The 14,612-nt window shown below is 39.0% G+C and carries 13 protein-coding genes; 3 read left to right on the forward strand and 10 right to left on the reverse strand.

What is annotated here, in order from left to right; genetic code table 11:
* Positions 1 to 74: 74 nt before the first annotated feature.
* Positions 75 to 200, forward strand: coding sequence for a protein YhfH (gene yhfH, locus DF281_RS01225; RefSeq protein WP_109348439.1), 126 nt, complete (start codon positions 75 to 77; stop codon positions 198 to 200).
* A 252-nt stretch (positions 201 to 452) separates the two neighbouring features.
* Here the strand turns inward: yhfH and DF281_RS01230 are convergent, their stop codons facing one another.
* From DF281_RS01230 to hemE, 9 genes are all read right to left on the reverse strand, one after another.
* Entirely contained in the window at positions 453 to 2,939 is a 2,487-nt protein-coding gene (locus tag DF281_RS01230) for a YhgE/Pip family protein (protein WP_109348440.1), read from the reverse strand.
* Positions 2,940 to 3,007: 68 nt separating this feature from the next.
* Positions 3,008 to 3,577 (reverse strand): TetR/AcrR family transcriptional regulator, encoded by a 570-nt coding sequence (locus tag DF281_RS01235; RefSeq protein WP_109348441.1) that lies wholly within the window; start codon positions 3,575 to 3,577, stop codon positions 3,008 to 3,010.
* Between the two features lie 116 nt (positions 3,578 to 3,693).
* Complete coding sequence (locus DF281_RS01240) at positions 3,694 to 4,119, reverse strand: FixH family protein (RefSeq protein WP_109348442.1); 426 nt, start codon at positions 4,117 to 4,119, stop codon at positions 3,694 to 3,696.
* Entirely contained in the window at positions 4,116 to 5,507 is a 1,392-nt protein-coding gene (locus DF281_RS01245) for a sensor histidine kinase (protein WP_109348443.1), read from the reverse strand. Before DF281_RS01245 ends, DF281_RS01240 begins: the two co-directional genes overlap by 4 nt.
* A complete protein-coding gene (locus tag DF281_RS01250; protein WP_109348444.1) occupies positions 5,504 to 6,184 on the reverse strand; it encodes a response regulator transcription factor in 681 nt (226 codons plus the stop codon). Before DF281_RS01250 ends, DF281_RS01245 begins: the two co-directional genes overlap by 4 nt.
* Positions 6,181 to 7,131, reverse strand: a complete 951-nt coding sequence (locus tag DF281_RS01255; protein WP_109348445.1) for a YncE family protein — start codon at positions 7,129 to 7,131, stop codon at positions 6,181 to 6,183. Before DF281_RS01255 ends, DF281_RS01250 begins: the two co-directional genes overlap by 4 nt.
* A 902-nt stretch (positions 7,132 to 8,033) precedes the next feature.
* On the reverse strand, positions 8,034 to 9,431 hold the full coding sequence (gene hemG, locus DF281_RS01260) for a protoporphyrinogen oxidase (RefSeq protein ID WP_109348446.1): 1,398 nt from the start codon (positions 9,429 to 9,431) through the stop codon (positions 8,034 to 8,036).
* Between the two features lie 19 nt (positions 9,432 to 9,450).
* Positions 9,451 to 10,386, reverse strand: coding sequence for a ferrochelatase (hemH, locus tag DF281_RS01265; protein ID WP_109348447.1), 936 nt, complete (start codon positions 10,384 to 10,386; stop codon positions 9,451 to 9,453).
* Positions 10,387 to 10,407: 21 nt separating this feature from the next.
* On the reverse strand, positions 10,408 to 11,457 hold the full coding sequence (gene hemE, locus DF281_RS01270) for a uroporphyrinogen decarboxylase (RefSeq protein WP_109348448.1): 1,050 nt from the start codon (positions 11,455 to 11,457) through the stop codon (positions 10,408 to 10,410).
* 307 nt (positions 11,458 to 11,764) lie between these two features.
* On the opposite strand from hemE, the gene DF281_RS01275 reads away from it, so the two are divergent.
* Entirely contained in the window at positions 11,765 to 12,301 is a 537-nt protein-coding gene (locus tag DF281_RS01275; RefSeq protein WP_109348449.1) for an antibiotic biosynthesis monooxygenase, read from the forward strand.
* Between the two features lie 18 nt (positions 12,302 to 12,319).
* Complete coding sequence (locus DF281_RS01280) at positions 12,320 to 13,495, forward strand: M20 metallopeptidase family protein (protein WP_172461971.1); 1,176 nt, start codon at positions 12,320 to 12,322, stop codon at positions 13,493 to 13,495.
* 46 nt (positions 13,496 to 13,541) lie between these two features.
* Here the strand turns inward: DF281_RS01280 and DF281_RS01285 are convergent, their stop codons facing one another.
* Positions 13,542 to 14,531, reverse strand: a complete 990-nt coding sequence (locus DF281_RS01285) for an LLM class flavin-dependent oxidoreductase (RefSeq protein ID WP_109348450.1) — start codon at positions 14,529 to 14,531, stop codon at positions 13,542 to 13,544.
* Positions 14,532 to 14,612 lie beyond the last annotated feature (81 nt).

Raw genomic sequence — 14,612 nt, forward strand, 5'->3', positions numbered from 1 at the left:
TTTCATTCTGTGTTATAATACAATACATATTAACAAATCAGTAATATAACAGATTGCTTAGGAGGCGAATTCAAATGTTAGAAAACGTTGTAGAATTTTTCAAGAACCTACCGGACAAACATTGTGCTACTTGCGGTGATAAGATCGAGGAACAAAGCGAGTGTTATTCAAACACTTGTGAGCATTGCGAATCACTTTAAACAATACTGTTGTGGCCTTGTACTAGGAATTCCCCAAAAATATTCCTAGCCAAACCACTCGTTCATATTCTATTTGAACTGTAGAATATGAACCTATATTAAGTCGCTTAACTGAATGTATATTTCGCTTCAAACTAAATATGCAAAAAACGCTTAGAGATTCTGAACCAATCTCTAAGCGTTTTTCTTTGTTTTAAGACAATAAAAATGGTGAGCGAAAAGGATTACTCCTCTTCACTCACCATTTATGCTTTACTCTTTTGCTTCTGCATCACGCGCTGCGTCACCTGAATGTCTTCTTTTGAACACAAGTTTGAAGTAACCGAATGTGATCAATGAACATACAACGATAATCGCAGTTAATATGCCGACGTTTTTCCAATAGAAGTTCATGTCGCCTGTAGAAATGGCCGCTTTGAATCCATTGATTGTATAAGTCATTGGCATGTATTGATTAATTGCTTGAAGCGGTTTTGGAATTAATTCTAGTGGGAATGTACCCGCACTCGAAGTTAATTGCATAACCATTAAAATTAAGACGATATAACGACCAACGTCATTGAAGATCGAAACGAACATTTGAATAATCGCAATGAATGTGAAACTTGCGATCAGAGCTAGGAAGAATACCGCCAGTAAATTCTCGACTTCTATTCCTAACATTAACTTAACTAAAGCGACAACGATAATCGATTGTAAGAAACCAATTACTGCTAATACACTTGTTTTACTGAAGTACCATGCTGTACCACTTGTTGGACGAGTTGCTGGATGAACGACAGAGAAAATAACTGTTAATACTAATCCACCAACTAGTAAGCCCATTGATAAGAAGTATGGCGCGAAACCTGTACCGTAGTTTTCTACTGGGTTCATCGCTTTTTTATCAACTTCAACTGGGTTACTAACCATATTATATGTTGCATTTGTTGCTTTTACTTCGCCTGCTTCATCTGAAGCGTCAGAAAGTTTGTTTTGTAATGTTTTCGTACCATCTTTCAAATCAACAGTACCATTTAACAATTTGCCAGAACCGTCAATTAACTTCACAGTACCTGTTAATAATGACTTCGTACCGTTCGATAATGTGCCTAGACCTAGAGATAAATCTTGTGAACCTGTCTCAAGTTTGCCCATACCGTTCGTTAATTTTGAAGCACCGTTTTCTAATGTACCTAGACCTGTTACAAGTTTAGAAGAACCACCTTGTAATTGTGCTAAACCTGAATCAAGTGAGCCGATCCCATTTTGCAATGCGCCAGCACCTTCATCTAATTTTTTCGCACCGGCAATTGAGTTACCCCAGTTACCTTCTAATTGATCTGTACCTGCGGCTAATTGCTTCGTACCTGGTTGTAATTCCTGTGTAACTTTTTGTTCCATTTGAGAAGCACCTGCTGCAACTTTTGCTGCACCCGCTTTTAACGTTGACAAGTCTTCTGTATTTGGTAATGCTACATTTGCTACTTTTTCATTTAGCTTCGCTGTGTTGGCACTTAATGATGCTGCACCTTCACTCGTTGCTTGCGCGCCAGCACTGATTTGTTGTGCTGATGCTAATAATGCTTGTTTTTGTTCTTCTGGAATTTCTAATCCTTCCAGTTGTTTCGCTAATGCTGCTGTTCCATTTGCTACATTTTGTGTTCCTTCAGCTACTTTACCTGCGCCGCCATTAATACCTGCAACACCTTCCTGTAGTTGAGAAACAGTTTGTGGCATAGAACCCATACCTTCTACAAGTTTAGAAACACCTGCAGAAACACTTTGAGATCCGTCTCTTAATGAACCTAGACCCGAACCAAGTGCTGATACACCGTTATTTACAGCTTGCGCACCATTGTTTAATGCTTGGATATTACCTGTATTCCCTTCAAGTCCTGAAACTAAAGTGGCTGTGCCATCTTTTAATTGTGTCGAACCTGATTGTAATTGACTTGAACCATCTTTCGCTGAAGAAATACCATTTGAAAGTTCTCCTGCGCCTGATTTAGCTGAAGTCGCACCTTCTGCTAATTGACTCGCACCACCAGCAGCTGACGTAATACCATCTGCTAATTTCACTGAACCTTCTTGTGCTGAATGCGCACCATCGTCTAACTTCGCTGTACCGTCTTTCGCTGTACCTAGACCGTCTTTCAAGTCTGTTACACCATTTTGTAATTTCTTAGAGCCGTCTTTTAATTTGCCTGCTCCATCTGCTGCTTCTCCAAAACCATCACCCATTTTAGCGATATTTTTGAATAATTGTTTTGCATAAGTTTTAGAAACTTCTGTATTTACTTCCTCACGAATTGTCTCAACAGCAGACTTACCAATTTGTCCACTTAAGAAGTTGATTCCTTCGTTCGGCGTGAATTTAATTTTCAATTTCTCTGGCTTATCTTCTAATAAAGTACCAGCATTTTTAGAGAAGTCTTTCGGAATTTTGATCGTCATATAATACTCGCGATTTTCCATCCCTTTCTTCGCTTCTTTCTCATCTACTACTACAAATTTCAACGCTTCTTTTTCGAGTAACTTATCGGTTAAGTCATCTCCAAGCGTTAATTTCTTACCATCTACTTTTGCACCAGTGTCTTGATTGACTACGGCTACTGGCATACGATCTAAGTGACCATATGGATCCCAGAATGACCATAGGAACATTCCAGCGTAAATGATTGGCACGAATAAAATCGCGATTAACGAAACTAACATCATGCGATTTTTAAATATTTTGGACCATTCGGCTTTAATCAACTTACTTCCTCCTCTAAATACGTTGTGACCATTTTTCCCACGCAGTCATTTTTGCGATTAAAAATACTCTAAGGTGTCAATCCACCAAAGAGAGTATTGTTAAATAGCTCAACGATAGCATTTTCATCTAATTCTTCATCATGTCTCTTAGGCCACTCTACTACAAATGCCAGATATGATTTGAACACTAAATAAGCGATATGTTGGGGGTTACATTGTTTAATTTCTTTTTTATCAATGGCAATTTGAATTTTGCTCGCAATATACGTCAAAACTTCATTCTCAATTTTGATGAGCATTTTCTCGACTTGAGGTGTGCGTAATGCATGACCTTCTTCAATTAATTTTGAGTAAAGCTTATGCATCTCTCTAAATTGCAAAAGATTCATTAATATTCTATGTGCATTCTCTAAAAAGCTTAACTCCGGATTGATTATTTGCTCTGTTTCATTCCTCATCTCGCAAATCATTGCTAGCACAATTTCTTCGAATAAAACGTCTTTATTATTAAAAAATGTATAAATCGTTCCTTTACCTACATTCGCCATTTGTGCAACTTGTTCCATCGTTGTCGCCTTGTAGCCGAATAAAGTAAATGACTGATTTGCCGCGACTAATATTTCATGTCGACGATCCATTCCCTCACTCCTCATTTTCTCGTGTTCGAATTTTTAATTTTAAAATGACTAGAAACCATTTTCGGTCATCTAGTCATTTATTCTATACCTACGCTAAACAAAAAGCAAATGATTTTTTACTCTTTTTTCACCTTTTTTAAATCCGGATTGCCTATGATGAACTGCTTCTTAGGCATTACATGCAGTCCCCGTGCCTCTGTATGCGCATACACATAGTACACACCTTCTTTTGCAATAGGAACAGCCGCTTCGTAAACTCCTTTACCTTTTAACTTGGCATCGTACTGTTTCCCCTGCTCTCGCTCACCCGAATTCCAAATTTCGAATTTCACAGACGTCGCATCATCCACATCTTCCTTGCCCTGTGTCACATGGACGCTTAAAGGAAGTTCTTTTTTGAAAGGTTGCTTCTCATCGACTAAATAGTCTACTTTCACTTCAATCATCGTAGAAGGTTCGGCTTGCACTTTTTCACCTTTGTCTGTACAGCCCGCTAATATAGTTGCTACTAAAAATAAAAGGATCGCCCATTTTTTCATCATTCATTCTCCTCTATTGTTGGAAAAGTTAATGTAATTACTGTGCCTTTATTTAGTTCACTTTCAATATTTAAATGTCCTGCGTGTGCCTGTACTAGTTGATTGACAATTGATAGTCCTAAACCGCTTCCGCCGTCCACACGACTTCGTGCTTTGTTCACGCGGTAGAAACGCTCTGTGACATGTGTTAAGTCTTCTTTTGGTATTCCGATTCCATGATCTTCTACTATTATATATGCCTTTTCATCTAATTGCTTACAATGAATATGAATCGCTGTATCTTTTTCTGAATAGCGAATCGCATTTTCCAATAGATTGATGAGAATTTGCTTCATCTTCACTTCATTCGCATTGATGATCACTTCATCATCCAATGTCACTGCGAGGTCAATGGAAGCTTCCTCCGCGCGTTGTGTCATCATACCGACGACATCACGAATCGTTTCAGCTAATGGTAGTGGATACAATTGAATCGGCTCTTGCTGTTCCTTCGTACGAGAAAGTTGTAATAATTCATTCGTTAATTTTTCCATGCGACCTGCTTCACGAACAATTAACTGAATCTTATCTGCCTTCTCTTCTTCTTTGATCATATTTGATAAAATCGCCTCACCATAGCCTTTAATATAACTAATTGGTGTGCGTAATTCATGTGACACATTCTCTAAAAACTGTCGCTGCTGTTGATCTTCTTGTTCAATTGATTTCGCCATCTCATTGAAAGTAGCGCCGAGTTGACCAATTTCATCTTTCGAATGGGTTTCTACGCGCGTACTATAATCCCCTTTTGCCATCTTCTGTGCCGCATTTTGTAGCTCTCTCAAAGGTTTCATAATAAAGCCGATCCCTTTGAAAATAATGAAGCCGATTATAATTAAGAAGACGATTGCGGAAATTAAGAGGAATATGACTTCTTTCGAAGCGAGTTCCGTTATTTTCTCCAATGGGAAGTAGAGATACAATATGCCTTCCAGCCTTTTTTCATCTACTAAAGGAATGACGACTGAAATGACTTGGCGATCAAAACGCTTTTCATAGCCTTGTTTTGAAATAATATTCCCTTTGATCAATTGTTGGCGTTCTTCAGGGCCGATTAATGTGTCGTAATCAATATCGAACGGCACACAGGCGCTAAGTTCTCGCGGATTTCGAACGGCAAATACATTGATATTTGAATATGAATTATATCGGTCGACATCAGCAACGAGCTTATCCGTCACCTTGCCACCTTCATACATATGCGCGAGTTTGCCGCCGATTTCTACCATCGAATTTTTAGAATCTTGAACATATAATCGTTCATATAAGTAATTCGTCATACTGTACATGAATAGCACTGTGACAGCAATTGTTGCGAGTACGAACAACCAAATTTTCGTGGAAATCCTCATTTGAGATCCTCAAATCTGTAGCCAATCCCCCAAACAGTTTGAATGATTTTGCTAAAGTCCTTCCCTAATTTCAAACGTAGGGTTTTTATATGTGTATCGACAGTTCGAGTACCTCCAGCGTAATCAAGTGACCATATCTTCTCCAATAGTTGTTCACGTGTATAAACGATATTCGGTTGCTTCATAAATAAATGCAATAGATCGAATTCCTTCAATGTAAGCGGGATTTCTTTATTCGAAACTGTGACACGACGTGCGATTTCATCAAGTGTTACTTCACCACGAATGATTAGTTGTTGCACTGGTACATTTTTAGAAGGATTGTACCGTCGTAATACCGCTTGAATTCGTGCGATTAATTCCGTCGAGCTAAATGGTTTCACGATATAATCATCGCCACCGAGTGTCAGTCCTCGTACTTTATCCTCATTGGCATCTTTTGCTGTGAGGAAGATAATTGGTAAGTCGGATGCGCGGCGAATATTCTCGCATACTGTAAAGCCATCCTCGCCCGGCATCATGACATCTAATAGGACGAGGTCGATTGGGTGTTGCTGCAAAGTACGATAAGCATCTCGCCCATTCGCTGCTTCGAAAATCTTATAATTCTCTTGTTGCAACATGAGAGCGATTAAATCTCTCATTTGTTGTTCATCATCAACGATTAAAATATTCATCTTTCTCTCTCCCTTACTAACAATTGAAATGGGCCTTTGCCTACTTTTGTTTTTTTGACGATTTTTCTATTTTCAATCCAATAAAGTGTTCGGTCATCATAGCCACCTACAATAATTTTGCCATCAAATGCTGTGATCGCAAATGGATTTGATCCGACTTCTTTTTGCCATTTTACTTTATTATTTTGAATTTCATATAAAGTACTTTCGCCATGGCTTAATACAAATTCACTTTGATGCAATTTCGCAAAGGCAATCGGCATGATTGGTAAGTCCAACTTTCCAATTGTTTCACTAGTTTTTGGATCGATTCTTAAAACAGTGGAATTTGGTTTTTCACCGTCACCATGACCACCTAGCCATAATTCTTCATTGATGAAATCCATTCCATGCGATGATTTCGGGATGGGTACTTTTTTCTCTAGCTTCAATGTTTTTTCATTGAATACTGACATGAATTTGTCTTTGAAATTCACGACAAATAGCTGGTTGTCATGCGTCAACATTGCATATGGATACAATCCTGCTTTAGCTTTGCCATTTACTTCGCCATCACTTGTATACGCAGTGACTTCGTTAAATTCACCATTTGCGATGAAAAATTGTTTCGAATCTTTCGCGTAGTAAGCGAATGTCGCACCTTTTTCCACATCGATTTTCTTCTCTACTTTACCCGTAGCCAAATTAACTAAATCCGCGTGTTTCAATTGGTTGCCATACAGTAGCATTTTTTCATCGCCTACTAATGTTGCGCCCGTGTAGGCTTCATCCAATTCCCATGTCGCGATTTTCTCTCCATTTGAACGGAAGAAATCAATGGATGGTTGCAATGTATTTACTGATGCGATAAAGTTCTCATCATCGTCGATTTTTTCATAAGTTGTTTGTCCGCATGCAGTGAGTACTGTCATAACGAGAACAATCAACGTAAGGAATATTTTCTTCATAACAGCCTCCATTTCTTCATTCTATTATACGTTCATTTTAATGTGCAATTGTGAAAAAAATATGAAGTTGCGGAAAGCTATAGTTATTTCTAGGATCAAGGAATAAAGGATAAGGGCAAGGAAAAAAGCTGAAATCAAATGATTTCAGCTTTTTGTGTGGGTTATTTGCGAGAAGGGCTTTCTGCTCGGGTTAGTTTTGTCTAGCTCCAAACGCTATATGCTTTCAGCTCTTCAAATTCTCCGGGGAAAGTGGTGGAGCTTTTACTTTTCCTTCGAATTTTCCAGATCTTCCGCATATGTTCGAGCGTTTTCCGCTTTTCGTTCTTTGTCTAGCTCCAAACGCTATATGCTTTCAGCTCTTCAAATTCTCCGGGGAAAGTGGTGGAGCTTTTACTTTTCCTTCGAATTCTCCAGATCTTCCGCATATGTTCGAGCGTTTTCCGCTTTTCGTTCTTTGTCTAGCTCCAAACGCTATATGCTTTCAGCTCTTCAAATTCTCCGGGAAAAGTGGTGGTGCGCTTACTTTTCCTTCGAATTTTCCAGATCTTCCGCATATGTTCGAGCGTTTTCCGCTTTTCGTTCTTTGTCTAGTTACAAACGCTATATACTATGGGATACTTCAGGTTTTCGGACGAAAGTGATGGAGCTTTTACTTTCGTTTCAAACCTTGCAGTACCCTCGTATATGAACGAGCGTTTTTCACTTTTCGCGCTTACTTTCGTTTCGTTTTCTGCAGTGCTCTCGAGATAAACGAGCCACCTCCACTTTTCTTTCTCTGTCTAGCAAATTCACGCTATATGCTATGGGATACTTCAGGTTTTCGGGAGAAAGTGGTGGTGCGTTTACTTTCTCTTCAAACCTTGCAGTACCCTCGCATATGGGCGAGCGTGATTTGCTTTTCATTATTCCATTTCTTTCAGTAGTTCTTCTGCACTGATTTGTGCTTGTGCGATGCATTTGGGTAAGCTAATGCCGTCATATGAATTTCCGGCTAGTCGAATCGTCGGATAGTGTTCATGAAGTTTTCGTTTTACATTTTCTACACTTTTCGTATGTCCAACAATGTATTGTGGCATCGATTTTTTATGGCGCGAAATGATGACCTTTTCAGGCATTCCTTTCAAGCCGATTAATTTATGCAAATCTTGTAAGACTACTTTTTCAATATCTCGATCCGATAATTCAACGATTGCTTCATCACCTGTTCGACCGATATATACTTTAATTAATTCTTTATCTTTTGGCGTAATATGTTCCCATTTACGGCTCATAAAAGTAGCTGAAGTAATCGATACATCACTATTTCTTGAGATGTAGAAATCCGTTCCTTTAAAATCAGGTGAAATTTGATTTACATCAAAAATCATCGAAATCGTCGCAACCGTGTTTAGTGGCATCGATTGAAGATCTTCGAAAATCTCTTTTTCAAGGAAGAATGTTTCCGCAATTTTATGCGAAGCAGCGATCATTACACCATCTACTTTTATGGAAGATTGATTATTGAGTGACAGCATGAGTTGGTCGTCCATCTTTTTAATAGAAGAAACTCTCACACCATTTTTAAGCTTAATATCTGATAATTGCTGAATAAGTGCATCTACTAAAGTACTCAAACCCCCTAAGAAAGAGAAGCTTTGTAAATAGTTATTCACAAAATCAGGTGCCCGGGTATAGGCTCTTACGCTTGACATCAAACCTTTAGAATTCGTTTTGTATTCAGGCAAAAATGGTAACACTGCTTCTAAACTAAGTTGATCAATGTCGCCATTATAAATCCCTGAAAGTAGTGGTTCTGCTATATTTTCTACAACTTCTCCACCTAATCTTTTACGCATCCAAATCCCTAAAGACTGATCGCCTTCAAGTTTCCCTTGCGGAAGTAAGAAATCGAGTGTAGCTCGTGCTTTACCGCTCCATGACACCAAGTCCGATGTCATAAAGGGTGTAATCTCTGTTGGAATACCGAATTGTACACCTTTTGGTACCGCATATAAATCTTCATTCACCGCAACATACTTACGATCGTCACGACTTTTTACAAGTTGTTCCGCTAATCCGAGTTCACTTGCTAATTGTGCAATTGTTCCCTTATGGTCCGTAAATGAATCCGGGCCTTTTTCAATTTGGTAACCATTTTCATTAACGGTTTGAATATATCCTCCAAATCGATGAGAAGCTTCTATGATGACAATTTCTATTTGCAGCCCTTGTCGTTCCACTTGTTGTTGAAGATGATATGCAGCTGCCAGTCCAGTTATTCCACCGCCGATGATTGCAACCCTACGCTTATTATCTGTCACTTAAAATCATCACTTTCTCTTAAACTTTTGCTAAAGTCTTTGTTACCACGTCTGCAAGCGCATCAATGAATAATGGATTTGCATTTGGCATTTTCGGTCTACGATAGTTCACTTGTAACTCATCGCAAACTGTTTTACATTCGAAATCATTATCATACAGAACTTCTAAATGTTCTGCAACGAAACCAACTGGTGTATATACGAATGAACGGTAACCTTTTTCATTGTATAGATCTCTCGTAAGATCTTGAACATCTGGTGCTAACCAAGGATCCTTCGTTTGACCAGCTGATTGCCAACCAAATTCGACATTTTTAACACCCGTACGTTGTTGTAAAATATCCTTCGTTTCGAAAAGTTGATCGCGGTATGGGTCGCCCATTGCGATAATTTTCTCTGGAAGTGAGTGTGCGCAAACGATTAGACATGCTGTTTCGCGTTCTTCTTCCGTCATATCAGCAAATGCTTCGTTAATTTTCTCTGTCCAGTATTGTAAGAATTTCTCCTCTTTATACCAGCTGTCGATCGTATGAATTGTTAAGTTGCTTTGTAATTCTTTTGCTTTTTCAATCGCACGAGAATGATATGCCTTCGTAGAGAATGATGAGAAATGAGGTGCTAAGACGATTGAAACTGCTTCTTCAATACCGTCATTCACCATTGCTTCTACAGCATCTTCAATGAAAGGCGCGATATGTTTTAAACCGATATATAATTTATATTCCACTTCATCTTGAATCTCATTTAATCGTGCTTCAAGCGCTTCACCTTGCTCAACAGTTGTTTTTGCAAGTGGTGAAATACCACCGATTGCTTGGTAGCGACTGCGTAAATCTTCAATTTGTTCATCTGAAGGACGATGCCCGCGACGAATATGTGTGTAATAAGGAATTAAGTCTTCTTCTTTTTGTGGTGTACCATAAGCCATCACAAGTAAGCCAATTTGTTTTTTCATGATTATCACCTCTGCGTAATTTTAAAAACGATTGCTAATTTTAGATGCACTGTATTCATGTACGAAAGCTGTTAGACGTTTTAATACATCTGGATCAACTGACGGGAATACACCATGACCTAAGTTGAAAATATGACCTGGAATTTCTAATCCTTGATCGATAATATCTTTTGCTCGTGCTTCAATTACTGACCAATCTGCTAATAAAAGCGTTGGGTCTAAGTTACCTTGAACTGGTTTTGTTACACCCATTTGACGCGCTTGCTTAATTGGTAATCGCCAATCCAAGCCAACAACATCTACAGGTAACTCATGCCAATCCATTACTAAATGAGATGCGCCTACACCGAAAATAATTGACGGTACATTTTCATCTTTTAATTCTGTAAAAATACGTGTCATCACTGGTTTAATGAAAATTTGATAATCTTCGTGGCTTAATGCGCCAACCCAAGAGTCAAAAATTTGGTAAGCCTTCGCACCAGCTTTAATTTGTGCTTTTAAATCAACGACGATCATATCCGCTAATTTATCCATCAATTTAAACCATGCTTGTGGCTCTGATACCATAAACGACTTCGTTTTCGCATAATTTTTTGAAGGTCCACCTTCAATTATGTAACTCGCTAATGTGAATGGCGCTCCTGCAAAACCAATTAGAGGTACATCCAATTGCTCTTCCGTTAATAATTTAATCGTATCTAACACGAAAGGCACATGTTCTTCTGGATTGAAAATTCGCAGCTTGTCTACGTCTGCCGCAGAACGAATTGGATTTGAAATAACTGGCCCAATACCCGCTTCAATTTTCACATCAATGCCCATTCCTGGTAGTGGTGTTACGATGTCTTTATACAAAATCGCTGCATCTACACCGTAGTTTTGTACTGGTAAATGTGTTACATACGCACATAATTCCGGTTGATGTGTAATTTCCTCTAATGAATATTTCTCTTTGATTTTACGGTATTCAGGTTGCGAACGTCCCGCTTGGCGCATATACCACACTGGTGTATGATCAACTGCCTCACCCTTCGCTGCTCTTAAAAGTGTATCGTTAAAATTTTTCAATTAACTTACCTACCCTTCCTTCAATACGTCACAGTAATTTTACTCATTCACATATAGAATCTGTTCTACTATATGTCTGCATTGCTATCCATTTCACTATAGACTTTTCCATTGTTATTGTATAGTTTACAGACATTTTTCAATAAATATTTCGTCAATTCGTGTCATTTTTTTGACAACATCTTCCGAACTCTCACTTCTACGATTCAAAAAGCTTGACCTTCTTGAAAAGTATTTATGATTCGTGCAACTTTTTAGGGGAAAGTTTATACTATTAGTAATAAATAATTGTTAGGAGGCTTTTCAAATGTATGTTTATTTAGCTACGGGGACTTCCGATTTCATGGAATTACTTCAAAAGAAATATAAAAAAGAAAATATGACGGTACTTTACGGAGGCCAACAATCTCTGCTCATGCATGTTACAGAGGGTAAAACTAAATTTGCGACGCCACAATCTTTTGAAGTGGTCGATGCTGTAGGCGAATTCCAAGAGAGTGGATACTACACGATTACTTTTATCGATATTTTCGATGATAGTCACGAGTCATTTTTAGGTCGCATCAAAAGTAAGGATCTTGCTTTTACACATGAGCCTGGTTTCATCGCTTACAAATTACTTCGCCCATTAAAATCTACCGTATGTGCCATCATTCAGCAATGGACTGGTGCGAATTCTTACCAAGCGTGGAAAAACTCATCTGCGTATTTAGCCGATTTTGATTTCATGGACGAAAACAATACAACTATTCGTAAACCTGCGACTTTAGCAGTTGAACCATATACGAAGGAATACGCGACTGCTCCTGTTGAAGTGGATGAGGAAGATGACGACCGTATTTAAGAAAAGGGGATATAACACATGGGGATTCAAGAAATTTGGGAGAAATTAGAGAGTCGATTTTCAGAAATGCAATCGATTAGACGTTATTTGCATATGCATCCAGAAGTTTCATATAAAGAATTTGAAACGGCTAAATACATTGCTGATTTTTATGAAGAAATCGGTATGCCCTACGAGAAAAACGTCGGTGGTAATGGCGTTGTCGCAACATTGACATGCGGCTTACCGGGCAAAACTGTCGCACTACGAGCCGATTTTGATGCCCTGCCAATCCAAGAAGAAACAGGTGTTAGCTACCAATCAACCGTACCCAATGTAAGCCACGCTTGTGGTCATGATGGTCATACAGCGATCTTATTAACGATTGCGAAAACACTTTTTGAACATCGCGAGCAGTTACACGGGACATTTGTATTCCTGCATCAACATGCCGAAGAAGTAACGCCCGGTGGTGCAATTGAAATGGTTGAAGCGGGTTGCCTAGATGGTGTCGATGCAGTATTCGGTACACATCTTTGGTCACCATATGAAAGTGGCTCAATCCATACATGCCCTGGCCCGATGATGGCTGGAGCCGACAGTTTCGAATTGACGATTACAGGTTCTGGCGGACATGGCGCGATGCCACATACAACTGTTGATGCTGTAGCACTTGGCGCTCAAATTGTGTCGACGCTGCAACAAGTTGTATCTCGTCGCATCAACCCGACAAGTTCCGCTGTCTTAACTGTTGGTTCATTCCATGCAGGTGATGCTTTTAATATTATTGCTGGTTCGGCAAAAATGAATGGAACCGTGCGAACTTTTGATACGGTCATTCGAGAACAGATTATTTTTGAAATGGAGCGCATCATTAAAGGGCTTTGCGATGCAGCTGGTGCAACTTTCCAACTTGATTATACGAGAGGTCATCCTCCTGTTATTAATGATGATGAAATGGCGCAATTTGTTTTGGATACAATGGAAGAAATCGACGGCATTGATTCAGCGCATATAATGGAAGCAAATATGGTCGGTGAAGATTTCTCTTATTATCTTCAAAAACGTCCTGGTACATATTTCTTCACTGGTGCTAAACCACTTGAAGGTACTGCCTATCCACATCATCATCCGAAATTTAATTTTGATGAGCAGGCGATGGTTACCGCTGCAAAAGCTTTAGCTACAGTCGGTATTCAATTTAATAAACAATAAAAAAGATAGGAGGTACTCGTCAGTTTCGGCGAATACCTCCTATTTTCTATTTATTAAAAGCGCTCATAATGATTTCATATGATTTTTGTCGTGCTTCTGGATCATAAATATGAGATGTAATCATGATTTCATCCACTTTCGTCATCTCTACGAATGCCTTCATTTGTTTCTCAACTTTTTCAGGCCCACCAATGAATGTATAACGCATACTTGCCATAACAGCACTGCGCTCATCCATCGTCCAAATATCCTTCATAGAATCGACAGGTGGTTTTAGTTTACTCGGTTTCCCTTTTACAATACCTAAGAAATATTGGTATAAACTCGTCACCATTTTTTCTGCTTCTTCATCTGTATCAGCAGCCATACCGTTCACACAAGCGATTGTGTAAGGCTCAGCTAAATATTGTGATGGTTGGAATCGTTGATGATAAATTTGTAATGCTTGTTCTAAGTAATTCGGAGCGAAATGACTTGCAAATGCATATGGTAAGCCTAGTTGTGCCGCTAGTTCTGCACTATAAAGACTTGATCCTAAAATATAGACAGGTACATTCGTATTCTCGCCTGGGAATGCGTGTACTTCTGCACCAAGATTTTCTCCTAAATACGTTAATACTTCGTCAATTTGATCAGGGAATTCTGACGGCGGAGCAAATGGATTACGCCCCAAAGCTTGCGCGGTGACGCCATCTGTTCCTGGTGCGCGACCTACACCTAAGTCAATACGATCTGGATACATTGTTTCCAATGTGCCAAACTGCTCCGCTACGATTAGAGGCTTGTGATTCGGTAACATAATTCCACCAGAACCTACGCGGATTTTCTCGGTATTTTCTGCAATTCTTCCGATTAAAATCGTCGTCGCTGAACTTGCGATACTCGCGCTATTATGATGCTCGGCGAACCAATATCTTTCATATCCTAAAGATTCTACTTTTTGCGCAAGTTTCACGCTATTTTCAATGGCTTGTTTCGCAGTATAACCTTCGCCAACTGCTACTAAATCCAAAACAGATAATTTCGTTTTCATCATAACCTACCTCTTTTCTACTTTCAGACTAACAAATCGAATGAAAAAAATGAAGTTTCCTCACTCGGCGAGCGAAAAAACTTC

It is taken from the genome of Kurthia zopfii, from assembly GCF_003143955.1.
GTDB classification, from domain to species: domain Bacteria; phylum Bacillota; class Bacilli; order Bacillales_A; family Planococcaceae; genus Kurthia; species Kurthia zopfii.

What these genes read in the sequence shown, in the direction of transcription:
- yhfH (WP_109348439.1), top strand. Translation starts at nt 75, where the DNA reads ATGTTAGAAAACGTTGTAGAATTTTTCAAGAACCTACCGGACAAACAT.
- DF281_RS01235 (WP_109348441.1), bottom strand. Translation starts at nt 3,577, where the DNA reads ATGGATCGTCGACATGAAATATTAGTCGCGGCAAATCAGTCATTTACT.
- DF281_RS01240 (WP_109348442.1), bottom strand. Translation starts at nt 4,119, where the DNA reads ATGATGAAAAAATGGGCGATCCTTTTATTTTTAGTAGCAACTATATTA.
- DF281_RS01245 (WP_109348443.1), bottom strand. Translation starts at nt 5,507, where the DNA reads ATGAGGATTTCCACGAAAATTTGGTTGTTCGTACTCGCAACAATTGCT.
- DF281_RS01250 (WP_109348444.1), bottom strand. Translation starts at nt 6,184, where the DNA reads ATGAATATTTTAATCGTTGATGATGAACAACAAATGAGAGATTTAATC.
- DF281_RS01255 (WP_109348445.1), bottom strand. Translation starts at nt 7,131, where the DNA reads ATGAAGAAAATATTCCTTACGTTGATTGTTCTCGTTATGACAGTACTC.
- hemH (WP_109348447.1), bottom strand. Translation starts at nt 10,386, where the DNA reads ATGAAAAAACAAATTGGCTTACTTGTGATGGCTTATGGTACACCACAA.
- DF281_RS01275 (WP_109348449.1), top strand. Translation starts at nt 11,765, where the DNA reads ATGTATGTTTATTTAGCTACGGGGACTTCCGATTTCATGGAATTACTT.
- DF281_RS01280 (WP_172461971.1), top strand. Translation starts at nt 12,320, where the DNA reads ATGGGGATTCAAGAAATTTGGGAGAAATTAGAGAGTCGATTTTCAGAA.
- DF281_RS01285 (WP_109348450.1), bottom strand. Translation starts at nt 14,531, where the DNA reads ATGATGAAAACGAAATTATCTGTTTTGGATTTAGTAGCAGTTGGCGAA.